Genomic DNA, 20731 nt, shown 5'->3' on the forward strand with positions numbered 1-20731 from the left:
CAGACTGATGCCTTGCAGCTACCGACGCACCGAACGACGGGCCGGGCCTGTGTTGCCGATGACGCCCGGCTGGTTGAAGCCGGGATCCCGCACGCCGGCTCCGGGCGCACCGACACCCACCCCCGGCGTGCCGACGTTGCCGATCGCACCCGGCTGGTTGATGCCCGGATCCCACACACCGGCTCCGGGCGCACCGACGCCGACGTTGCCCATGGCGCCGGGCTGGTTGATGCCCGGATCCCAAGTCCCGACCCCGGGTGCGCCCACGCCGGCGGTCCCGCCTCTGACGCCGGGCTGGTTGATGCCGGGGTCAACGGCATGAAGCGCGCCCGAAAGCATGGCCGTCGCCACGCCGATCGCCAGTCCGCCTATCCACTTGTTGCGTTTGATATTCATCTTTCTGACTCCTTGCATGAGGGGTGAAGAGCCGCTACGTTTCATCACGACCACACTGCCGATTGGTGTCGGATGCGTTCGGTTGATACGCAGGGCGCCATCGAATTCCGCCCGCTCAATTGGCCTTGGGCTCGCCGGTGTTCTTCAGCACGAATTCGACTTTCTGCAGGCTTCGAGGCGGCTTGAAGCTGAAGGTCCTGGCGTTGAATTTTGGCTTGAGGTTCCAGTTATTCATGACGACCGTGAACTGGGGCGCGTTGAGCTTGTCTCGCGTGGTGATCACCAGCTTCCGCACCAGGGGATGCTTGCCGTCCTCGATCCAGATCTGCCAGTCGACGTGCGGCGCACGGAAAGCGAGGTGGTCGCAGCGCACGCCGCCCACCACGCCCTTGCCAACCACGAAGCCCGAGGTCACATCCTGCATCAGGATGTCGTAGGCATTCTTGTAGAGGAGATCGCCTGCGGGCGCGACGACATCAAGCCTCTCGCGCGCGAAGTCCAGCATCTCCTCAAGCGTTCCAGGTGCGGCGATCGTGGCGTAGTAGTTGCCGTCGGGGTTGTGCAGGGTCAGCGATTTGCCGTCGTAGTAGAAGACCTGGTCGACCAGGTCGCCGGTGCGTTCCGCACGCAATTTGTTGGGGCGCTCGATCGTTGCCCTGGCAGTATGGTCGAACTGGATCTTCTGTCCCGAGGCGAGCACAACATCGATGCTGCTTTCCGTGTCCACGCTGAACCGCTGCTGGCGGGCGAGAAAATCGGTCGACGCTTTCAGCAGCTGCCGGGCCTCCGGAGCGGCTCCGGTCGGCTGCGACAGGGCCGCCTGGGGCAGCGCCGCGGCCAGGAGCAGCGCAACGGCAGCTGCGCCCCCCCTGCTGAGTCGTGCCAGGTGCTTCATTACGGTCAGTGCCATCACTCCCCCTACGCGAGAAAATCGACAATCATCGCGGCCCCGACACAGCCGCGCGCTTTTGTTGAATATAGCGGTCCCGGTGTGCGCTGCGAATTGGACTTTGGTCTCATACAGACCATGCCGAAGCGGCTGACAGGTTCCCGAGTTCAGTCCCTGGCTGGCGGTGTCGTGAAAAAAAAGCGCGGGCTGATGCCCGCGCTTCTTCACCCCAAGAGCGGGGGAACGATCACTTGCCTGACGTCACGCCACGCAGGTCGGCGAAGCGCTGCGCCACCAGCATCGACCATTGGTCGAATGCGTTTTTCGCGTAGGACCAGGACTGGAACGAACCCATGTAGCCGCTCGCCCAGGTGCTGACCGCATTGCCATCCATCTCCGCCGCGTACTTGCGGCCGACTGTAGTGTCGCGGCACTCGCCGAGCACCGCGCCCGAGGTGGCATCGAGGAACTGCATTTCCATGCCCGTTTCGCCGAGGTAGGGCGTCGAGCCTGCAGGGCCACCCTTCGCCACGCCCGAACCCGCCTCGGCAACGAAGCCGTAGGGGATCAGCGTGCCGGCTACGCTGCGTTTGACATCGGTCGGCTTCAGGCTGGTGAGCGCAACGGCAATCATGATCGTCCCGGGTTCGGGCGCGGCGACCACCTTCATCTGCGGCTTGAGGGCATTGACCAGCGCATCCTGGAAATAATCGGTCAGCTTTTTCAGGTCGGACGGATCGACAAGAGTTTCCTTGCCATCGCTGGGCTTGAGCGACACGACAATGCGGGAAATCATCGCCTTGTCGTATTGCCTGGCATTTACGCCTTCGTCACGCCAGCATTCGACCCCATCGCCCCAGTCGGTCTTCCTGAGACGATCATAGTTCGACAGAAAGCCTGAGCGCGTCAAAAACCTGGGGTCGGTCACCGTCACCGCCGCGCCGTTGCTCTTCGCTGCGGTGACGCCGCTTTGGGACCAGGCGGGTGCCGCCAGCAACATCGCGCCCAGCAGGCCTGCTCCCACGACAAAGGCCAGGCTACATGAGCGTACTGAATGATTCATGAAGTTTCCTTTTGTGATGAATGTTGCGTTTACAGCGGCGTGCATGAACCGAACAGCACGTAGGCGCCATCCCGGCTGCTGAAGGTGATGACCATCTTGCCGTTCGCAGTGTCGAGCGCCATGCTCCAGGCCAGGCCGAGTTCGGTGCCCTGCAGCAGAATCTGGTGTGGCTCCTTCTCCATCGCATTGATTGGCGAGCTGTGCTTCGGCCCGATGATGACCTTCTTGGCGAAATCGATGCGCATGAAGGCCGGCGCGCCGACATCGTCCGGTATCCCCTTCTCGCACCCTCCGCCGGCAATACAGTCCATCGCCTCGACCGGCGCGCAGACCAGGGGCCTGGAACCGTCGAAATCGCCGGCCGTTGCCGTGCTGCCGAACGCCAGAACCAATCCCGCCAGGGGCAGGCGCATCATCTTTTTCATGTCCGTCATCCTTATTTGATCGTGTAGCCACGGCCTTCCATGCAGGCGCCATAGGCCCGGTAGAAAGTGTTCATCTGCTGCTGGCGCTGGGCCTGGGCCTGCTGGTTCTCAGCCTGCTGTTTCTGGCGCGCCCTGCTGCCGCCGCCCATGGTCCCGACGACCGCGCCGATCGCAGCGCCCTTCCCCGCATCGCCGGCGATGCCGCCGATGAGCGCACCGCCCGCCGCGCCCATCAGGGCGCCGCCCACGCGCTCGCCGCCGCCGACGGCCGGTCCCGTGTTCTGGGCCGGCGGCGTCTGCGCCAGGACGGCCGGGTCGATGCCTGTGTTCTGCTTGGCCCAGGCATGGCACTCGCCGTCGTCCTTGCCCTGCTGTTTCGTGCTCTGCCCTTTCGCCGGATAGACGACGGGCTGCTGCGCCATGGCAGAGACGGCCACGCACAAGGCCACCATGCCAAGACTGGTTCGAATCAAATTGCGCATCTTCAAGTTCTCCAATGGGTATGGTTGGTAAGCTGAGGCCGTCCGCTATGCAACCGTTCGCCGGTTCGATGCGTGGTGGCCGCGCTCATTTCGGGAACAGCAAGGTCACGGCCAATCGGAACCCCCAGCCTTCCGGACCGGCCCCGTCCGGGCTGTCCGCCCAGTAGCGCGCACCGGCCTGAAGGGTGAGCGGCTGGTTGCCCACCTTGAGCATCTGGCTGACCATGAAGTTGATCGGCACGGACCACTGTTCCGCTTTCCAGTCGTAGGTGGATTCCGTGTTCAGGGTAAAACTGGTGAGCGTCTTGGTGGTGTAGGACACGAAGGGCTGCAGGAAGGTGGCGCTGATGTCACGGCGGTCGTCGTCGCCGGCCACCGACCAGATGTGGTTCGCCAGCGCGCCGTAGGTCCAGCCGTTTTCCTGCCTGAGCACCACGGCGGTGGGGCCGAGGCCCCACTTGTCGGCAGTCAGGCGGTCTTCGCTGCCGGTGGGCAGCAGCAGCACCGGCCCGGCGCCCCAGATCCAGCCGCCCGCGGTCGGCTTTTTGGGCGAGAAGAACAGGCTTTGCGTGATGTCGCCGACCCCGGAATCCGTGCCGGCACCGGGGACGACGTCTTCCTGACTGACCAGCGGGACGATGGTGCGCGAGATCAGATTCCAGTCCGCGCCGATCGAGAACGGGATCACCGGCTGGACGTTCAACTGCCACTTTTCGCCCCGCTCGGCCGGGCCGATGTTCTCGTCGTAGTTGAGCTGCATGGGCAGGCTGATGAGGGCGGCGATCGGGTTCAGTGCCTGCTTGGCAAGCTCGGCATCGCTTGCCGCAGCCGGCAGGACCGCAAGACCGGCCGACAGGGCAGCCAGGCGAAGGGCCAACAAAGGGGTTCTATTCATGATCGACTCCAGCCGTAACTCAAGAAGGTGGCGCGAACTGTAATGCGCGCGCCTGTTGCGGGAAATTGGACCTTGGTCCCATAGGCTCAGCGGCGGATTCCGCGAGGCCACCCATCCCGACTCGCCTCCGCGCGATTACTCGATCACTTATTCAGATTCAGCTTGGTGAATTTCGTGCCCTTGCCCGACCAGCCGCCCATCAGGCCTTCCTTGCCGAAGGCGAAGGCGACGACCGCGGATTTCGATTTCAGGGTGTCCGCAGACATGGTGGGGGTCGATGCGTCCACCACCGTGATGCCGGCGTCCACGCCCGCGCCCCAGCCGCTGCTGGCGCGGAAGCTGTCGAGCGCTTCCTGGGTCAGGAACAGGAACACGAAGCTGGCCTTCTGGTAACCGGCCTGGAAGCCTGCGGAGCCCACCTCCATCTTGTAGTAGTCGATGCTCTTGCCACCGACCCTGAGCGCGCCTTCGCCCCATTGCGCGCCGACGACGAAACCGACTTTCTTGACGTCGGGCATCACGAGCACGCCCTTGGCGGCGGCCAGATACTCCTCGGCCCCCTTCACTTCTTTCTTGAAGCTCTGCAGCGCGGCATCGACGCTCGCATCGATGTCCTTGGCACTGCCTGCGTGCGCCGCCACGGGCAACAGGCAGCACGACAGCGCCAGGGCGGCGAAAAAGGCACGGAACGGGGTGAGGGCATGTTCGATCATGATCGGGATCTCCAAATGAAAGTGAGGCGCATGCCCCGGACGGGGCACGATGGGCCGGAACTCGGCTGCACGGAACAAGCGTAGGGTTTGGGCGCAGCCGGGTCTATTGGGCTTTGGTCCCATTCCTGCCCGAAAACCTTGTGGATGACGTTATTGGGTAAACTGGCCGGGTTCCAAACCGACGCACGCCAATACACGCAATGAGCGCCCTCCTCGTCCCCAGCCTGTACGCCATGAGCGGCGTCTGCGCCTACGCGGCGCTGCACCATGGCCTCGCCGTGATGCAGCGCCGTGTGAGCCAGACCCATCTCCTGTTCGCCGCGCTGTGCGGGGCGGTCATGGCCTACATTCTGGTCAGGGCGGGCGCATACCAGGCGCAAACGGTCGAGGCACTGGTTGCGCTGCGCAAGTGGGAGGTCGTCGGGGTCTGCCTGATTTACATCATTTTTCCCTGGTTCATCGCCGGCTTCACCGGCGTTCGGCCGCGCCGGTTTCTGATTGCGCTGAGCGTTTTATGGAGCCTGATTCTTGCCGCCAATTGGATCCTCCCCTACGGCGCCCAGTTTGCCGACTTGCCGACGCTCACCCATTTCGACCTGCCCTGGGGCGAGCGTGTGGTCGATCTGCGCGTCTTCCAGCCCAGCCTCGTGCACAAGATCGCCTTGCTGGCCATTCTTGCCATCATGGCCTTCGGCGTCCATGCGTGCATTGACCAGTACCGGCGCGGTCTGAAGACGCGGGCCCGTTCGCTGGCCTGGGCGCTGGGCCTGTTTTTCAGCTTCATCCTGTTCAACTGGGCCGCCAACTGGGGGCTCATCGATTTCATCCATTTGAGCGAGTTCGGCTTCCTCGCCCTGGTGGTGATGATGGACCTGGAAATGATGCGGGAGTCGCGCAATGACAAGCGGCGGATGCGTGACGTGCTGGATCACCTGCCGGTGGCGATCTGCCTGAAGGATTTGCGGGGGCGCTTCCAGCTGATCAACCGCGGCTTCGAGACGCTGTTCCATGTCGACGACGACAACCTTCTGGGCAAGACCGCTTACGACACACTCCCCCCGGAACTGGCGCGACGCTTCCATACCGATGAAAAAGAGGCGATCGAAACCGGCAAGGATGTCGAACGTGAGCACGTTCTGGACGGGAGCGGCACGCCGCATATCTATGAAACCCACCAGTTTCCGCTGCTGCGCCAGGATGGCAATGCCTACGCGGTGTGCGGCGTGTATTTCGATGTCACCGAAGCGCGGCAGAAGGACGAGGCGCTGCACAAGTTTCGCCAACAGATCTGGCACACCGACCGCGTAGCGAGCACCGGCGCCATCTCCGCTTCGCTCGCCCACGAGATCTGCCAGCCGCTGGCCGCCATCCTCAACAATGCCCAGGCAGGTCTGCGCTTCCTCGATCATGACCGGGTCGACCTCGAGGAGATACGCGAGATCTTTCAGGATGTCGTGCGCGACGATAAACGCGCCGGGACCATCATCAACGGCTTGCGCGCCATGTTGCAGCAGCAGGAAACCCCCTATGCCGACGTCGATCTGGCCCAGTGCATCGAGGAAGTCCTCGAACTGCTGCACAGCGAAGTGATCCGCTACGACGTGGATATCGAGCGCATGCTGGAAACGCACCTCACCGTGCGGGCCAACAAGACGCAACTCCAGCAGGTGATCCTCAACCTGACGGTCAACGCCCTCGAGGCCATGGCGGAACAACCGGCAAGCGAACGCAAGCTGCGGATCAGGGTGACCCGCGCCGACGGCAAGGCTGTGGTCTCATTCAGCGACACCGGCATCGGCATTGCGGAAGACATGCTGGACCGGGTATTCGAAGGTTTCTACACGACCAAGCCGCAGGGCCTGGGGGTGGGCCTGGAAGTGTGCCGCTCGATCATGGAATCGCACCACGGTTCCATCCGGGCCGAACGCAACCCGGACCGCGGCGCCACGTTCCGCTTCAGCCTGCCGCTTGCCGGGGGCGACGCCGCACAGGCAGGGACGGCCGGCGCGTGAACGTCAGGGCCGCGCTGGCCCAGGCATTCTCTTACGCTCTGGCGTCTTCCTGCACGACCCAGGAGATCGCATCCAGCAAGGCCTGATCGTCGACGGGTTTGCGCAGAAAAAACCTCACGCCCAGGTCGCGGGCCAGCTGGCGCGTGTCGTCGTCGTCACGCGCCGAGATTGCGATCACCGGCAGGGTAATGCCTCTCTCCCTGAGCCGTGCGCTCAGTTCCAGACCGTTCATGCGCGGCATCGTGATATCCATCAGGATGCAGGCATGGTCTTCGTTGTGCGCTTCCGCCAGAAAGCTTTCCGGGCTGTCGTAGGCCTCGCTCTCGATTCCCGCCGAACGCATCAGACGCGACAAGCCCTTGCGCACCGAGTCGTCGTCGTCGACGATGCTTACATGCAATTTTTGGGTCTGGGCTCTGTATGACACAACCAGTGCTCCGCTCGTGCGTAAGGAAGCCTGAAGTTAGCCGCATGGGCCACGCGGAACAATTAGACCTTGGTCTCATTCACCTCCGATCCGGCATCCACCTCGACGTCCCTCACCCACCGTCGCCGCCCCAGCCGCACGCCCCGGCGCAAATTCCGCCTGACACGCCATAGGGGGATGCATGCCAATAAGACCAAAGTCCAATTCCCCAGCCCCGGCTTCTGGCTTACCTTGGCATTGAATCGAGTGCGCCGTGGCCGTGCCATGCGTACCTCATGAAGCGATCAATCTGGGAGACGGAAGTCATGGCAAACGACAATCGGACAGCGGGCGGACCCTACAACATCGTGTTCATCCTGACTGACCAGGAGCGCCATTTCCGCGCGGAGGAACTCCCCAAGGACTACCGCCTGCCGGCCCACGAACGGCTGGCGAAGAACGGCGTGGTATTCGAGAATCATCGCATCAACTCCTGCGTGTGCACGTCCTCGCGTTCGGTGATCTATACCGGCCGTCACATCCAGCAGACCGGGATGTTCGACAACGCGAACTTCCCCTGGTCGAGGAGCCTTTCCACCGACATCAAGACACTCGGGCACTTGCTGCGGGAAGCGGGCTACTACACCGCCTACAAGGGCAAGTGGCACCTCACCAAGGAGTTCGAGACCGAGAACAAGCTGTCCGCGCCGACGGAGATGAAGATCTTCACCAAGGAGATGGAGGCCTACGGCTTCTCGGACTACCTCGGCGTCGGCGACATCATCGCGCACACCCAGGGCGGCTACCTGCACGACGGCATGATCGCCGCCGCCGCGGCGAACTGGCTGCGCGGCAAGGCCGCGGAGCTGGCGAAGGAGAACAAACCCTGGTTCCTCACGGTGAACCTGGTCAACCCGCACGATGTGATGTTCTACGACACGGACGAACCGGGACAGCCGGTGCAGAGCAAGAACGCCCTGACCCACCTCGCCGGCGATCCGGCGCATGCGATGTACGCGAAGCAGTGGGACTTCGAGCTGCCGGTCAGCTTCTCGCAGGCCGTCGACGCGCCCGGACGCCCCGCCGCGCACACAGACTTCAGCATCGCGGACAGCGTGATGACCGGCCCCACCCCGGTGAACGAGACATGGCGCTGGCGCAAGCGGCACAACTTCTACCTCAACGCGCTGCGCGACGTCGACCGCCACATCATGACGGTGCTCGACGAACTGGAGGACCGCGGGCTTGCCTCCAACACGATCGTCATCCTGACCTCGGACCACGGCGAACTCGACGGCGCGCACCAGATGACCGGCAAGGGCGCCACCTCCTACCGCGAGCAGAACAACGTGCCGCTGATCGTGGCGCACCCGGCCTTTGCCGGCGGCAAGCGCTGCAAGGCCGTGACCACGCACCTCGACCTTGCGCCGACCCTGGTCTCGCTCACCAACGCGAGCCCGGAGACGAAGGCGGCGATCGCCAAGGATCTTCCGGGCAAGGACTTCTCGCCGGTGCTCGCCGCGCCGGAACAGGCCGGCCATGACGCGGTGCGTGACGGCCAGCTGTTCTGCTTCAACATGTTCGCCACGCTGGACGGCGGCTTCCTGCAAAAGGCCAGTGCATTGCTGAATCAGCCGGGCGGCGCGGCAAAGATCAAGGAAGCCGGCCTGCATCCGGACATGCGGAAGCGCGGTGCTATTCGCAGCGTGTTCGACGGCCGCTACCAGTTCACGCGCTACTACTCCCCCAAGCAGCACAACCGGCCCACCTCGATCGAGGCATTGTTCGAACTCAACGACGTCGAGTTGTTCGACCACCTGAACGACCCGGACGAAGTCGACAACCTCGCGCTGGACCCGAAGAAGAACGCCGATCTCCTCATGGCCATGAATGCCAAGCTGAACAGGCTGATCGACGAGGAAGTCGGCGAGGACGTCGGCCAGATGCTGCCAGGCGGGGTGGATGGCGGCTGGGTGGCGACCCCCGCCGTCCACGACCTGTGACTTTGGGCATGACTGGCACGTACCCCCAGCCCCCGATTAACGAAACCCAAGGAAAGACCGAGACCATGAAAAACCTGTTCAGACTGACCGCCCTGCTGTCCGCACTCGGCACCGCCCTGCCGCTCCATGCCATGCCCTACGCCACTCCCGACACCTGGGGCGGCGACCTGTCGTCGCGCGCCCGGCTCACCGGCGACTGGGGCGGGGCACGGGACGACATGGCCAAGAAGGGCGTGGTGCTCGACCTCGACCTCTACTGGATGCCGCAGGGGATCATCAGCGGCGGCAAGGACGAGGAAAGCGGGTCCTGGGGCAACGCGATCGCCACGCTCAACGTGGATACGCAAAAGGCGGGCTTCTGGCCGGGCGGCTTCTTCAAGGTCCAGACCGTCACCAGCTTCGGGGATAACATCATGCGGGATACCGGCGCCATGGTGCCCGCCAACCTCTCCTGGATGCTGCCCACGCCCACCGACACGGATACCGGCCTGCAGGAATTCACCTACACGCAGTTTCTCAGCCAGCATTTCGGGGTGTTCCTGGGCAAGATCAACTCGATCGCACCGACCAACGTACTCCATGGCGACTACACCACCGGCTTTCTGAATACCTCGGTCAACATGCCCCTGGCGCTCGCCATGGTGCCGCTCTCGGCCTACGGTGCGGGCGCCCTCTACCTGCCTTCGCACGACGTCACCCTGGCGGCCATGGTGCTGGACCCGAATGGCACCATCATGAACGACGATCTGGGCGATGCCTTCGATGATGGCGTGATGGCGCTCGTCAGCGCAGACCTGAAGATCAAGCCGGGCGGGCTACCCGGCCATCAGAACCTGACACTCGCCTGGAGCAACAAGGACCGCACCTCGCTGATTCAGGATCCGGCGAACGTTGCACGCCTGCTCCTGAACTCGCACTATCCCCTGCTCGGAAACCCCGGCCCGGTCCTGATCGAGATCTTCGACAAGCTTGGCTTGCCGGCAACCGCCGCACCATTGAACCAGGAGAGCGAAACCTGGGCGGCCGTCTACAGTTTCGAGCAGTTTGTCTGGCAGCCTGCCGGCGACCCCAAGCGCGGCATCGGAATGTTCTTCAGTGCCGGCGTGAGCGACGGCAAAGCGAATCCGATCAAGTACAGCTATTCCCTGGGACTGGTCGGCAAGGGCGTGGTACCGGGCCGGCCGCGCGACGATTTCGGGATCGGCTGGGCGCGCACGGAATTCAGCGACGACTTCCTTCCCCACCTGCGCACCGCGCTCGATCTCGGCCTCGACCACGAGGACGCGGTCGAGCTGTATTACAACGCCGCGGTCACGCCCTGGCTGAACGTCAGCCCCAGCCTGCAGATCATCTCGCCCGCGCTGAACAAGGCGCTCGACGCGAATGGCAATTTCCAGAACCTGGACACCACCTACATTGCAGGGGTGCGCGTGGGCATCCGGTTCTGAGCGTTCAATCGGCTACGGGCACCCGTTCGCCGCGACAAGCGGCGAACGGATAAGTGGGCGCGTGGGTGTGCCCCCTCCCGTGTGCCACAACGGGTATCAGGCAACGAGCCGGGTTGAATCGATGCCCACCATGTCGCACAGATGGACGAGCTCTGCAATGGTGTGCGCCTCCATCTTTTCCATGATGCGTCCACGGTGCGCCTTCACGGTTTTTTCCACGATGCCCAGGTCATAGGCGATCTGCTTGTTGAGCCGCCCCTGGATCACCCGTTCGAGCACTTCGCGCTCGCGATCGGACAGCAGGGTCAGCCGCGCGAGGATGCTGTCGCGCTGACGCCGGCCGTCCGCCTCGGCGGCCTGGCGTCTGATGGCCAGTTCCAAGGCCTGAAACAGTGCCTCTTGTTCCACGGGCTTGACCAGAAAGTCGACCGCGCCATGCTTCATGGCCCGCACGCTCATGGGAATGTCGGCCTTGCCGGTGAGAAACACCACCGGCAGCGTGATGCCGGCCCCAGCCATGCGATCCTGCAATTCGAGACCGGTCATGCCGGGCATGTTGACGTCGAGCACTACGCAGCCCGGCCCGGTGAGGGGCGCCTGTTCAAGCAGATCGCCCGCTGATGCGAAGGCTTCGGCGTTCCAGCCCGCCGAACGTAGCAGACGCGTCAAACTGCGCCGCACCGAGGCATCGTCATCCACCACGTAAACGGTCGGGGCAGTTCCCTTCATGGGCTGAACATCCTGGGCGGGTTGTAGATGCATGTAATCACCAATCGATTCTGGACGGACGACAGATTCAATCTAGACCATCGCCTGCGTCATCCAGGCAGCTACGGCCTGGCCACGACAAACGTATCAAGGATATTTATATCCTAATTCATGCTGATCCGTCCACCTCCAGTCAAAACCGACTGCCCGGGCCGCACCTTGCGACCCCGTGTTCACGGTCCGTCGAGCTGAACGTCCAGGGGCGCAACGGCTTGCGGCTCTCCCTGTTTACTTTTTATCCACGCAGGCACGAAAAAGACGCTTGAGCGGGTCTTTGTGCACTACGCGTCCTGCATGGGTCAATCCGGTTTCTGCATCGCCTCGCGGATCACCCGGAAAATCTCGCGAAACGCCTTGGGCGGCTTGTTGCGTGCAGCTTCATCGCGCGCATTGCGGATGATCTGCCGCAGGTGGGTGGCATCGGTGTCGGGGTACTGGTTCAGAAACAGCGTCAGCGCCTCATTGTCGGCGATCAACTTCTCGCGCCATTTCTCGGCCTGGTGCAGCTTGGCGTTTTCAGCCGCCGACACGCCCTTGAAGGCATCAAGCTGAGCCTGGATCGGCGCCGGGTCGACCGAACGCATCAGCTTGCCGATGAACTGCTTTTGCCGCCTGAGCGCGCCGTTCTGGGTGATCTTGCGGCAGGCGGCCACGGCCTGCTTCAACTCTTCCGGCAGCTCGATGCGCTTGAACTGCGCGTCGGGCAGCTTCACCAGTTCGTCGCCCATATCCTGCAGGGCTTCGACGTCGCGCTTCTTCTGGCTCTTGCTGGGGCCGTCGTAGACGTCATCGGGGTCAAATTCCAGTTCGGCATCGGGGTCGATCAGGCGCACGGCAGGGCTTTCGGTTGCTGTTATGATCGTCATTGTAGTTTCTGACGCTCAAACATGCCCAGTTCACCCCTCAGACGCCGTTCTTTCTTTAGATAAGCCGACATGTCCCGCTCCCAATTCAGCTATACCCGCGACCAGCTCATGGCCCTGTCCCGGCTCGTCATCGAACACGCCGCCAAGCAGGGCGCCACCGCCGCCGACACCGAAATCTCCGAAGGCGTCGGCCAGAGCGTCAGCGTGCGCCAGGGCGAAATCGAGACCATCGAATACAACAAGGACAAGGGCGCCGGCGTCACCGTCTACATCGGCCAGCGGCGCGGCCATGCCTCGACCTCGGATTTGTCGGAAGCGGCGCTGAAAAGCGCGGTGGAAAAGGCGCTGACGATCGCGCGCTACACCGCCGAGGACGAAGCCGCCGGCCTGCCCGACGCCGACCGGTTGGCGAAAAACGTGCCCGACCTCGACCTCTACCATCCCTGGGATCTCAGCGTGGAAGAAGCCGCCGAGCGCGCCAAGGCGTGCGAAGCGGCGGCGCTGGCAGTCGACAAGCGGCTGACCAATTCCGAAGGCGCCGGCGTCAGCCTGCACACCTCGCAGTTCATCTACGCCAACAGCCTCGGCTTCTGCAACGGCTATGCCGGCTCGCGCCACGGCATATCGGTCGCGGTAATCGGCGAGGAGAAAGGCGCGATGCAGCGCGACTACTGGTACACCAGCGCGCGCAATGCCAATGACCTCGACTCCGCCGAAAGCGTCGGCCGCATCGCCGGCACCCGCACCGTGCGCCGTTTGAACGGCAAGAAGCTCGACACCCGCACCTGCCCGGTGATTTTCGAGGCGCAGATTGCCACCGGCCTGATCGGCAACTTCGTCGCCGCGGTCTCCGGCGGCAGCCTTTACCGCAAGTCGTCGTTCCTGCTCGACAGCCTAGGCCAGCAGGTGTTCGCGTCGCAGGTGACTATCCGCGAGCAACCCCTGATTCCAGGCGGCCTCGGCAGCGCACCGTTCGACAGCGAGGGCGTTGCCTGTCTCGACCGCGATGTCGTCAAGGACGGCGTGCTGCAGGGCTACTTCCTGTCGACTTATTCGGCGAAGAAGCTCGGCATGAAAACCACCGGCAATGCCGGCGGCAGCCACAACTTGATCGTCACCCCCGGCGAACACGACCTCGACGGCCTGCTCAAACAAATGGGCACCGGCCTGCTGGTCACCGAACTGCTTGGCCACGGCGCCAACATGGTCACCGGCGACTACTCGCGCGGCGCCGCCGGCTTCTGGGTGGAAAACGGCGAAATCCAGTATCCGGTCGAGGAAATCACCATCGCCGGCAACCTCGCCGACATGTTCAAGGGCATCGTCGGCATCGGCCGCGACATTGAGCGCCGCGGCTCCAAGCAGGTCGGCTCGATCCTGATCGACAAGATGACGGTGGCAGGCAACTAAATGCGGGCATCCCGGCGCTTTGTTTTTGCGCTCGTTGCCGTATTTTTTCTCGCCGCGTGCGAGCGCGCGCCGACGCTGCCGAAGCTCAGCCCGCACGACGTCATCGTCGCCTTCGGCGACAGCCTCACCCACGGCACCGGCGCGAGCCGCGACACCGCCTATCCCGCCGTGCTGGCAAGCCTGACCGGACGCACCGTGATCAACGCCGGCGTGCCCGGCGACACCACCGCCTCAGCCCTGCAGCGCCTGCCCGTCGTGCTGACCGAACACCGGCCGCGCCTGGTGCTGCTGTGCCTAGGCGGCAACGACATGCTGAGAAAGCACCCACAGGCGACCACCGAAAACAACCTGCGCCTGCTGGTGCAGACCATCCGTGCAAGCGGCGCCGAGGTCATGCTGATCGCCGTGCCCCAACCCACCCTGTTCGGCGGTGCGCCGGATTTCTATGGCCGCATCGCCCAGGACATGCAGCTGCCGCTGGAAGCCGACATCTTCAACGACGTGCTGAAGGACAACCGCCTCAAGGCCGACCCGATCCACGCCAACGCCGCCGGCTACCGCGTGGTCGCCGAGCGGCTGGCCGAATTCCTGCGCGAGACCGGCGCACTGTGAACGCCCTGCTCGCGCTGGCCCGCCTGATCGACGCGCTGACCGAGCGCGTCGGCCGCGTCGCCATCTGGCTGGTGCTGATCGCCACGCTGATTTCGGCGGGCAACGCGCTCTCGCGTTATCTGCTCGGCGAAAGCTCCAACGCCTGGCTGGAAATCCAGTGGTACCTGTTCGGCGGCATGTTCCTGCTGGCGGCGGGCTATACGCTGAAGCACAACGGCCACGTGCGCATCGACATCTTCTACAACCGCTTCGGCCCGCGCGGACAGGCCTGGATCGATCTCGCCGGCGGCCTGCTGTTCCTGCTGCCGATGGCGCTGCTGCTGATGTGGCTGTCGTGGCCGATGTTCCATGAGGCTTGGATCACCCACGAAATGTCACCCGACGCCGGCGGCCTGCTGCGCTGGCCGGTGAAGCTGCTGCTGCCGGCAGGGTTCGCGCTACTTGCGCTGCAGGGCGTGGCCGAAGTCATCAAGCGCATCGGCGTGCTGAGCGGCCATCTGGTGCTGCCGCGCGAGAAACCGGAAGAGGGCGTCTGATGGACGCCGCGTCGCTGGGCTTTCTGGCGCCCCTGATGTTCGCGGGCCTGGTGGTCTTCCTGCTGCTGGGCTATCCGGTGGCGTTCGCGCTCGCCGCCAACGGCCTGCTGTTCGCAGGCATTGGCATCGCAGCCGGACTGTTCGACATCTCGCTGCTGCACGCGCTGCCCGAGCGGGTCTACGGCATCGTCGCCAACCCGACGCTGCTCGCCATCCCCTTCTTCGCCTTCATGGGGCTGATTCTCGAACGCTCCGGCATGGCCGAGGACCTGCTCGACACCATCGGCCAGCTGTTCGGCTCATTAAAAGGGGGCCTGGCCTACGCGGTGATCCTGGTCGGCGGCCTCCTGGCCGCGACCACCGGCGTCGTCGCCGCCACGGTGATTGCGATGGGCCTGATCTCGCTGCCGGTGATGCTGCGCTACGGCTACGACAAACGGCTGGCCTCCGGCGTCATCGCCGCCTCCGGCACGCTGGCGCAGATCATTCCGCCTTCGCTGGTGCTGATCGTGCTGGCCGACCAACTCGGCGCCTCGGTCGGCGACATGTACAAGGGCGCGCTCGTCCCCGGGCTGGCGCTGGTCGGGCTGTACCTGCTCTATGTGTTCGGCGTCACGCTGTTCAGGCCGCACGCCGCGCCTGCCATGCCGGCGTCCGCACGCACGCTGCACGGCTCGGCGCTGCTGCTGCGCGTGCTGACCACGCTGGTGCCGCCGCTGGTGCTGATCTTTTTGGTACTCGGCACCATCTTCCTCGGCGTCGCCACCCCCACCGAAGGCGGCGCCATGGGCGCGACCGGCGCGCTGCTGCTGGCGTGGGCGCGCGGGCGGCTCTCCCGCCTGCGGTTGACGCAAGCGATGGACAGCACCACCAAGCTCACCACCTTCGTCATCTTCATCCTGATCGGCTCGACCATCTTCACCCTGGTGTTCCGCGGGCTCGATGGCGATGTCTGGGTGGAGCACCTGTTCGACCAGCTGCCCGGCGGTGTGCTCGGCTTCCTGATCGTCGTCAACCTGATGGTGTTCATCCTGGCGTTCTTCCTCGACTTCTTCGAGATCGCCTTCATCGTCGTGCCGCTGCTGGCGCCCATCGCCTACAAGCTCGGCATCGACCCGATCTGGTTCGGCGTCATGCTCGCGGTCAACATGCAGACCGCCTTCATGCACCCGCCCTTCGGCTTCGCGCTGTTCTACCTGAAGAGCGTCGCGCCGAAGTCGATCCGCACCGCCGACATCTACTGGGGCGCGATCCCCTTCCTCGTCATCCAGCTGATCATGGTCGCGGTGGTGCTGGCCTTCCCGCAGGTCGTGCTGCGCGACGCCCCGCCGGACGCCAGCAGCGTCACCGAAATCCCCATCGAGGTCGATCCCGACGCCAATTACCTGCCGGCCGAATGGCGCTAACCCTGGGGCCGGAAACATGAGAAAATGCGCCATTCCGTGCACGCCGGTCCGGCGTGTGCCCGCGCAAACCTCACTCCAGGGACTGAATCCATGAGCGAACTCATCATCGAAGACCTCGTCGCCGGCAGCGGCGACACCGCGACCGCCGGACAATCCGTGTCGGTGCACTACACCGGCTGGCTCACCGACGGCACCAAGTTCGATTCCAGCGTCGATCGCAACGATCCGTTCGAATTCCGCCTCGGCGCGGGCCAGGTCATTCCCGGCTGGGACCAAGGCGTGGCCGGCATGCAGGTCGGCGGCAAGCGCAAGCTGACCATTCCGCCCGAGCTGGGCTATGGCGCGCGCGGCGCCGGTGGCGTGATCCCGCCGAATGCCACGCTGGTATTCGAAGTGGAACTGCTGGGCGTTCGCTGAGTCAACTCTTCAGTCTCCAGGCAGGAGGGAACGGGGGCGGCCCCGTTCCCTCCTGTGCATTTATACAAGCGTAAACTCTCCCCATGACCCCAGCCCTGTTTTCCCACCGCAAGCACTGGGCGGCGCGCTTCGGCACCGCTCCGTTCCTGCCGATGTCGCGCGCAGAAATGACCGCGCTCGGCTGGGACGCGTGCGACGTGATTCTTGTCACCGGCGATGCCTACATCGACCATCCCAGCTTCGGCATGGCGCTGGTCGGGCGGCTGCTGGAGGCGCAGGGCTGCCGGGTCGGCATCATCAGCCAGCCCGACTGGCATTCGGCCGAGCCTTTTCGCGCGCTGGGCCAGCCGACGCTGTATTTCGGCGTCACCGCGGGCAACATGGACTCGATGGTCAACCGCTACACCTCGGACAAGAAAATCCGCTCCGACGATGCCTACACGGCCAACGCCGCGCCGAACAAGCGCCCCGACCGTGCGGTCACGGTCTACGCGCAACGCTGCCGCGAGGCCTTCCCCGGCACCCCGGTGATCATCGGTTCGATCGAGGCATCCTTGCGCCGCATCGCGCACTACGACTACTGGTCCGACACCGTGCGCCGCTCGGTGCTGCCGGATTCCAAGGCCGACCTCTTGATCTTTGGCAATGCCGAGCGCGCACTGCTGGAGATCACCCATCGTCTCGCCAAGGGCGAAAAGATCGGTGACATCCGCGACGTGCGCGGCACCGGCTTCATGGTGACGCCCGACTGGAAGCCCGCCGAGAATTGGCTGGAAGTGATGTCGACCGAACTCGACACCCCCGGCGCGATCGATGCCCACGTCGACCCCTACGCGATGACGCCGACCGGCCCCACTGCGCAGACGCCCGAAGGTACGGCGCCCGTGCGCCTGATCCCGAAGGCCGCACGCCTCGCCGCCAAGCAGGAAATCCGCGAGCGCACCGTGATCCGCCTGCCCGACTACGACCAGGTGAAAAACAACCCGGCGTTCTACGCCCACGCCTCGCGCGTGTTCCACCTCGAATCCAACCCGGGCAACGCGCGCGCGCTGCGGCAGGCGCACGGCGAGCGCGATGTCTGGCTGAATCCGCCGCCGATCCCGCTTTCCACGCAGGAGATGGACGCGGTCTACGACCTGCCCTACGCGCGCGCGCCGCACCCGAGCTACGGCGACGCCAAGATTCCGGCGTGGGAAATGATTCGCTTCTCGGTCAACATCATGCGCGGCTGCTTCGGCGGCTGCACCTTCTGTTCGATCACCGAGCACGAGGGCCGCATCATCCAGAGCCGCAGCGAAGATTCGGTGATCAAGGAAATCGAGGCGATTCGCGACAAGACGCCCGGCTTTACCGGCATCATTTCCGACCTCGGCGGCCCCACCGCCAACATGTACCGCATGGCGTGCAAGTCGGAAAAAATCGAGAAAGCCTGCCGGCGTTTGAGCTGCGTGTTCCCCGACATCTGCGACAACCTCAACACCGACCACACGCCGCTGATCCACATGTACCGCCGCGCCCGCGCACTGCCGGGGATCAAGAAAATCCTCATCAGCTCGGGCCTCAGATACGACCTCGCGGTGCGCTCGCCCGAATACGTCAAGGAACTGGTGCAGCACCACGTCGGCGGCTATCTCAAGATTGCGCCGGAGCACACCGAAGCCGGCCCGCTGTCGAAGATGATGAAGCCCGGCATGGGCGCCTACGACCGCTTCAAGGACATGTTCGAAGCAGCGTCGAAGGCGGTCGGCAAGAAGCAGTACCTGATCCCCTACTTCATCGCGGCGCATCCCGGTACCACCGACGAGGACATGCTGAATCTCGCGCTGTGGTTGAAAAAGCACGACTTCCGTCTCGACCAGGTACAGACCTTCCTGCCGACGCCGATGGCACTGGCGACGGCCATGTACCACACCGAAAAGAACCCGCTGAAGAAGGTGCTCGGTGGCAAGGCCGAGGCGGTGTCGGTCGTCAAGCAGGGCCGCACGCGTCGGCTGCATAAAGCGTTTTTGCGCTACCACGACGCCGACAACTGGCCGCTCTTGCGCGAAGCGCTGAAGGACATGGGCCGCGAAGACCTGATCGGCAACAGCAAGAAACACCTGATCCCACTGTTCCAGCCTGCCGGCACCGGCAAGCAGCCGGAAGGCACACGCACCCCGCGCGCCGAAGACAAGCGCGCCAGAACCGGCGCGGGCAAACCCGGTTCAGCCAGACCCCATGCGGCCAAGCCCGCGTCAACCAAGCCGGGCCAGTCAAAGCCGAAAGTGGCCAAGCCGGACCAAACCAAGTCAGCCCAGCCCAAACCCGGCGCCCGGCCCGCTGCGGGCAAGCCCGCGCCAACCGACCGGGGCCGCCCCCCTCAGGTGCCCAAGCATCCGCTCAGCCAGCGCCGGGGTGGCGGCAAGACGCGCTGATTTTTCTAGTCTCTTGCATCTGAAATGACTTCCCCCAGCGACCTCCTCCGCGCCAAGCTCAATCTCGAAACCGCCCAGCTCGCTTGGCCCGAACTCGAACGCCACTTCGCGCGCGGCGACGTCATCAAGGTCGCCACCGGCATGGACCTGATCGACGCCGCCCTCAACATTGCCGAGAACAATGCCGCCACCGTGCAGGAATGGCTGGCCGAGGGCCGCATCGCCCGCGCTCAGCTCAGCGACGCCGAAGACTGGCATGCGCGCAAGCCGATGTTCTGGGCCGTGGTGGTGGCGCCGTGGGTGCTGGTGCAAGAAGTTGCCGGGCAACTGGAAGCGGATTGAACCCAGCTTCAGACATGCACCTGATCCAGCTCCTCATTCCCATCTACGACAATGAAGGCCGCCCGTTTCAACGGGACAAGTTCGACGGCATCAGAGCGCAACTCATCGAGCGCTTCGGCGGCTTGACAGCGTTTGTGCAGTCTCCTGCGCTGGGCCTGTGGAAGGACACGGAGAATGGAACGACCGCGCGCGACGACATGATCCTGATCGAAGTGATGGTTGAAACCCTGGAGCGGGAGTGGTGGTCTGCCTACCGGACGGAGCTGGAGCGCATTTTTCGTCAGGATGAAGTGGTTGTGCGGGCGATCGCCTGCGAACGGATCTGATCACCGGAATTCGCTGCTCGGGCCGGCGAAGGGTGTAAATTGTTCATTTGAGGAGACCTGCATGCTGGTGACTTTTACGACCGATGCGTACGCGGACATCACCATGTTTGGCGATGTCGCACTTGCGATGCTGAAAATGATGGGGCACAGCGGCACCGTGCCCGGTGCGATTTTGGCCGAAGACGTTCCGCTTGCACTCGACCGCCTGAAAGCCGCGATCGAGAAAGAAACCGCCCCGCCCCCGGCTGACGACAAGGACGACGATGAACCGGTGGTCAGCATGGCGCATCGCGCGCTGCCGCTGATCAACCTGCTTGCTGCCGCAGCCAAGGCGGAATCCAACGTCATGTGGAAGTAACAACAGCAGACCACAAAGTAAAAAGCCCGCCGAAGCGGGCTTTTTTTACGTCCACCGGGTCGATCAGCCGGCCAGGCTGTCTTTCACCCGCATCAAACGCGCACGCGCTTCATTGGCGACACCGTGCACGGCGGTGTTGGACACCAGCTTGACCATGATGCCGGGGTCGAGGAAGGACACGGTCACCTTGCCGTCGGCTTCCTCGCGCACCACCACGTTGCACGGTAGCAGCATGCCGACGTCGGGCTCGGCGCCGATGGCCTGGTTGGCCAGCGGCGGGTTGCAGGCGCCGAGGATGCGGTAGGGGCGCATGTCGACGTCGATCTTGGCCTTCATCGTGGCTTTCACATCGATGTCGGTCAGCACGCCGAAGCCTTCGGTCTTCAGTGCGGCGGTGACCTTGTCCACGGCGGCGTCGAAGGGGCCGCTGATCTGGGTGTCAAATCCGTATTCGCTCATGTTGTTGCTCCTAGTCTGGATAAATACAATGGGGAAATTCAGTTAGATAATTCAATCCTGCCATTTTACCCGCCGATCCCGCAGG

23 protein-coding genes are annotated in these 20731 nt (G+C 64.0%); 12 read left to right on the forward strand and 11 right to left on the reverse strand.

Annotation, left to right across the window (positions count from 1 at the left end; genetic code table 11):
* Positions 1-18: 18 nt before the first annotated feature.
* The 7 genes from Q8R61_RS06560 to Q8R61_RS06590 all read right to left on the reverse strand — a co-directional run bounded on the left by Q8R61_RS06560 (position 19) and on the right by Q8R61_RS06590 (position 4863).
* Positions 19-396 (reverse strand): hypothetical protein, encoded by a 378-nt coding sequence (locus Q8R61_RS06560; RefSeq protein WP_305535448.1) that lies wholly within the window; start codon positions 394-396, stop codon positions 19-21.
* Positions 397-511: 115 nt separating this feature from the next.
* Complete coding sequence (locus Q8R61_RS06565; RefSeq protein WP_305535450.1) at positions 512-1306, reverse strand: DUF2092 domain-containing protein; 795 nt, start codon at positions 1304-1306, stop codon at positions 512-514.
* A 226-nt stretch (positions 1307-1532) separates the two neighbouring features.
* Positions 1533-2348, reverse strand: coding sequence for a DUF3313 domain-containing protein (locus Q8R61_RS06570; protein WP_305535452.1), 816 nt, complete (start codon positions 2346-2348; stop codon positions 1533-1535).
* Positions 2349-2377: 29 nt separating this feature from the next.
* A complete protein-coding gene (locus tag Q8R61_RS06575; protein WP_305535454.1) occupies positions 2378-2773 on the reverse strand; it encodes a hypothetical protein in 396 nt (131 codons plus the stop codon).
* An 11-nt stretch (positions 2774-2784) separates the two neighbouring features.
* Positions 2785-3255, reverse strand: a complete 471-nt coding sequence (locus tag Q8R61_RS06580; RefSeq protein WP_305535456.1) for a glycine zipper domain-containing protein — start codon at positions 3253-3255, stop codon at positions 2785-2787.
* A gap of 85 nt (positions 3256-3340) precedes the next feature.
* Entirely contained in the window at positions 3341-4150 is an 810-nt protein-coding gene (locus tag Q8R61_RS06585; protein ID WP_305535458.1) for a transporter, read from the reverse strand.
* A gap of 143 nt (positions 4151-4293) precedes the next feature.
* A complete protein-coding gene (locus tag Q8R61_RS06590; protein WP_305535460.1) occupies positions 4294-4863 on the reverse strand; it encodes a YSC84-related protein in 570 nt (189 codons plus the stop codon).
* 200 nt (positions 4864-5063) lie between these two features.
* On the opposite strand from Q8R61_RS06590, the gene Q8R61_RS06595 reads away from it, so the two are divergent.
* Positions 5064-6875 (forward strand): ATP-binding protein, encoded by a 1812-nt coding sequence (locus Q8R61_RS06595; RefSeq protein WP_305535462.1) that lies wholly within the window; start codon positions 5064-5066, stop codon positions 6873-6875.
* A gap of 31 nt (positions 6876-6906) precedes the next feature.
* On the opposite strand, the gene Q8R61_RS06600 is transcribed toward Q8R61_RS06595, so the two are convergent.
* Positions 6907-7302, reverse strand: a complete 396-nt coding sequence (locus Q8R61_RS06600; protein ID WP_305535464.1) for a response regulator transcription factor — start codon at positions 7300-7302, stop codon at positions 6907-6909.
* Between the two features lie 305 nt (positions 7303-7607).
* Here Q8R61_RS06600 and Q8R61_RS06605 point away from each other — a divergent pair, with 305 nt between their 5' ends.
* Together Q8R61_RS06605 and Q8R61_RS06610 are read left to right on the forward strand one after the other, a co-directional pair.
* On the forward strand, positions 7608-9284 hold the full coding sequence (locus tag Q8R61_RS06605; protein ID WP_305535466.1) for a sulfatase-like hydrolase/transferase: 1677 nt from the start codon (positions 7608-7610) through the stop codon (positions 9282-9284).
* A 65-nt stretch (positions 9285-9349) separates the two neighbouring features.
* Positions 9350-10732: a carbohydrate porin gene (locus tag Q8R61_RS06610; RefSeq protein WP_305535468.1), complete on the forward strand. Its 1383-nt coding sequence runs from the start codon at positions 9350-9352 to the stop codon at positions 10730-10732.
* Between the two features lie 96 nt (positions 10733-10828).
* Here Q8R61_RS06610 and Q8R61_RS06615 read toward each other — a convergent pair whose 3' ends face one another.
* Both Q8R61_RS06615 and yjgA read right to left on the reverse strand, forming a co-directional pair.
* Complete coding sequence (locus Q8R61_RS06615; protein ID WP_305535470.1) at positions 10829-11461, reverse strand: response regulator transcription factor; 633 nt, start codon at positions 11459-11461, stop codon at positions 10829-10831.
* Between the two features lie 338 nt (positions 11462-11799).
* Positions 11800-12366: a ribosome biogenesis factor YjgA gene (yjgA, locus tag Q8R61_RS06620; RefSeq protein WP_305535472.1), complete on the reverse strand. Its 567-nt coding sequence runs from the start codon at positions 12364-12366 to the stop codon at positions 11800-11802.
* Positions 12367-12435: 69 nt separating this feature from the next.
* On the opposite strand from yjgA, the gene pmbA reads away from it, so the two are divergent.
* The 9 genes from pmbA (at position 12436) to Q8R61_RS06665 (ending at position 20187) form a co-directional block, all read left to right on the forward strand.
* Positions 12436-13776, forward strand: a complete 1341-nt coding sequence (pmbA, locus tag Q8R61_RS06625) for a metalloprotease PmbA (RefSeq protein ID WP_305535474.1) — start codon at positions 12436-12438, stop codon at positions 13774-13776.
* Positions 13777-14388 carry an arylesterase gene (locus tag Q8R61_RS06630; RefSeq protein WP_305535476.1) on the forward strand — a complete coding sequence of 204 codons (612 nt, stop codon included), beginning with the start codon at positions 13777-13779 and terminating at the stop codon, positions 14386-14388.
* Entirely contained in the window at positions 14385-14924 is a 540-nt protein-coding gene (locus tag Q8R61_RS06635; protein ID WP_305535478.1) for a TRAP transporter small permease subunit, read from the forward strand. The genes Q8R61_RS06630 and Q8R61_RS06635 overlap by 4 nt, the downstream gene beginning before the upstream one ends.
* Positions 14924-16330: a TRAP transporter large permease subunit gene (locus Q8R61_RS06640; RefSeq protein WP_305535479.1), complete on the forward strand. Its 1407-nt coding sequence runs from the start codon at positions 14924-14926 to the stop codon at positions 16328-16330. The genes Q8R61_RS06635 and Q8R61_RS06640 overlap by 1 nt, the downstream gene beginning before the upstream one ends.
* A gap of 90 nt (positions 16331-16420) precedes the next feature.
* Positions 16421-16747: an FKBP-type peptidyl-prolyl cis-trans isomerase gene (locus Q8R61_RS06645; RefSeq protein WP_305535481.1), complete on the forward strand. Its 327-nt coding sequence runs from the start codon at positions 16421-16423 to the stop codon at positions 16745-16747.
* Between the two features lie 83 nt (positions 16748-16830).
* Positions 16831-19161 carry a YgiQ family radical SAM protein gene (locus Q8R61_RS06650; protein ID WP_305535483.1) on the forward strand — a complete coding sequence of 777 codons (2331 nt, stop codon included), beginning with the start codon at positions 16831-16833 and terminating at the stop codon, positions 19159-19161.
* Between the two features lie 24 nt (positions 19162-19185).
* Entirely contained in the window at positions 19186-19503 is a 318-nt protein-coding gene (locus Q8R61_RS06655; protein ID WP_305535485.1) for a DUF2288 domain-containing protein, read from the forward strand.
* A 14-nt stretch (positions 19504-19517) separates the two neighbouring features.
* Positions 19518-19829 carry a hypothetical protein gene (locus Q8R61_RS06660; protein ID WP_305535487.1) on the forward strand — a complete coding sequence of 104 codons (312 nt, stop codon included), beginning with the start codon at positions 19518-19520 and terminating at the stop codon, positions 19827-19829.
* Between the two features lie 61 nt (positions 19830-19890).
* On the forward strand, positions 19891-20187 hold the full coding sequence (locus tag Q8R61_RS06665; protein ID WP_305535489.1) for a DUF1840 domain-containing protein: 297 nt from the start codon (positions 19891-19893) through the stop codon (positions 20185-20187).
* Between the two features lie 63 nt (positions 20188-20250).
* On the opposite strand, the gene Q8R61_RS06670 is transcribed toward Q8R61_RS06665, so the two are convergent.
* Positions 20251-20646: a DUF302 domain-containing protein gene (locus Q8R61_RS06670; RefSeq protein ID WP_305535491.1), complete on the reverse strand. Its 396-nt coding sequence runs from the start codon at positions 20644-20646 to the stop codon at positions 20251-20253.
* Positions 20647-20731: the final 85 nt, after the last annotated feature.

The organism is Thiobacillus sp. (assembly GCF_030696885.1).
Taxonomy (GTDB): Bacteria; Pseudomonadota; Gammaproteobacteria; order Burkholderiales; family Thiobacillaceae; genus Thiobacillus.

Bases quoted from the DNA above. Each gene is read 5' to 3' on its own strand.
- Q8R61_RS06560 (WP_305535448.1), bottom strand. From the start codon at position 396: ATGAATATCAAACGCAACAAGTGGATAGGCGGACTGGCGATCGGCGTG.
- Q8R61_RS06565 (WP_305535450.1), bottom strand. From the start codon at position 1,306: ATGGCACTGACCGTAATGAAGCACCTGGCACGACTCAGCAGGGGGGGC.
- Q8R61_RS06570 (WP_305535452.1), bottom strand. From the start codon at position 2,348: ATGAATCATTCAGTACGCTCATGTAGCCTGGCCTTTGTCGTGGGAGCA.
- Q8R61_RS06575 (WP_305535454.1), bottom strand. From the start codon at position 2,773: ATGAAAAAGATGATGCGCCTGCCCCTGGCGGGATTGGTTCTGGCGTTC.
- Q8R61_RS06580 (WP_305535456.1), bottom strand. From the start codon at position 3,255: ATGCGCAATTTGATTCGAACCAGTCTTGGCATGGTGGCCTTGTGCGTG.
- Q8R61_RS06585 (WP_305535458.1), bottom strand. From the start codon at position 4,150: ATGAATAGAACCCCTTTGTTGGCCCTTCGCCTGGCTGCCCTGTCGGCC.
- Q8R61_RS06590 (WP_305535460.1), bottom strand. From the start codon at position 4,863: ATGATCGAACATGCCCTCACCCCGTTCCGTGCCTTTTTCGCCGCCCTG.
- Q8R61_RS06595 (WP_305535462.1), top strand. From the start codon at position 5,064: ATGAGCGCCCTCCTCGTCCCCAGCCTGTACGCCATGAGCGGCGTCTGC.
- Q8R61_RS06605 (WP_305535466.1), top strand. From the start codon at position 7,608: ATGGCAAACGACAATCGGACAGCGGGCGGACCCTACAACATCGTGTTC.
- Q8R61_RS06610 (WP_305535468.1), top strand. From the start codon at position 9,350: ATGAAAAACCTGTTCAGACTGACCGCCCTGCTGTCCGCACTCGGCACC.
- Q8R61_RS06615 (WP_305535470.1), bottom strand. From the start codon at position 11,461: ATGAAGGGAACTGCCCCGACCGTTTACGTGGTGGATGACGATGCCTCG.
- yjgA (WP_305535472.1), bottom strand. From the start codon at position 12,366: ATGACGATCATAACAGCAACCGAAAGCCCTGCCGTGCGCCTGATCGAC.
- pmbA (WP_305535474.1), top strand. From the start codon at position 12,436: ATGTCCCGCTCCCAATTCAGCTATACCCGCGACCAGCTCATGGCCCTG.
- Q8R61_RS06630 (WP_305535476.1), top strand. From the start codon at position 13,777: ATGCGGGCATCCCGGCGCTTTGTTTTTGCGCTCGTTGCCGTATTTTTT.
- Q8R61_RS06640 (WP_305535479.1), top strand. From the start codon at position 14,924: ATGGACGCCGCGTCGCTGGGCTTTCTGGCGCCCCTGATGTTCGCGGGC.
- Q8R61_RS06645 (WP_305535481.1), top strand. From the start codon at position 16,421: ATGAGCGAACTCATCATCGAAGACCTCGTCGCCGGCAGCGGCGACACC.
- Q8R61_RS06650 (WP_305535483.1), top strand. From the start codon at position 16,831: ATGACCCCAGCCCTGTTTTCCCACCGCAAGCACTGGGCGGCGCGCTTC.
- Q8R61_RS06655 (WP_305535485.1), top strand. From the start codon at position 19,186: ATGACTTCCCCCAGCGACCTCCTCCGCGCCAAGCTCAATCTCGAAACC.
- Q8R61_RS06660 (WP_305535487.1), top strand. From the start codon at position 19,518: ATGCACCTGATCCAGCTCCTCATTCCCATCTACGACAATGAAGGCCGC.
- Q8R61_RS06665 (WP_305535489.1), top strand. From the start codon at position 19,891: ATGCTGGTGACTTTTACGACCGATGCGTACGCGGACATCACCATGTTT.
- Q8R61_RS06670 (WP_305535491.1), bottom strand. From the start codon at position 20,646: ATGAGCGAATACGGATTTGACACCCAGATCAGCGGCCCCTTCGACGCC.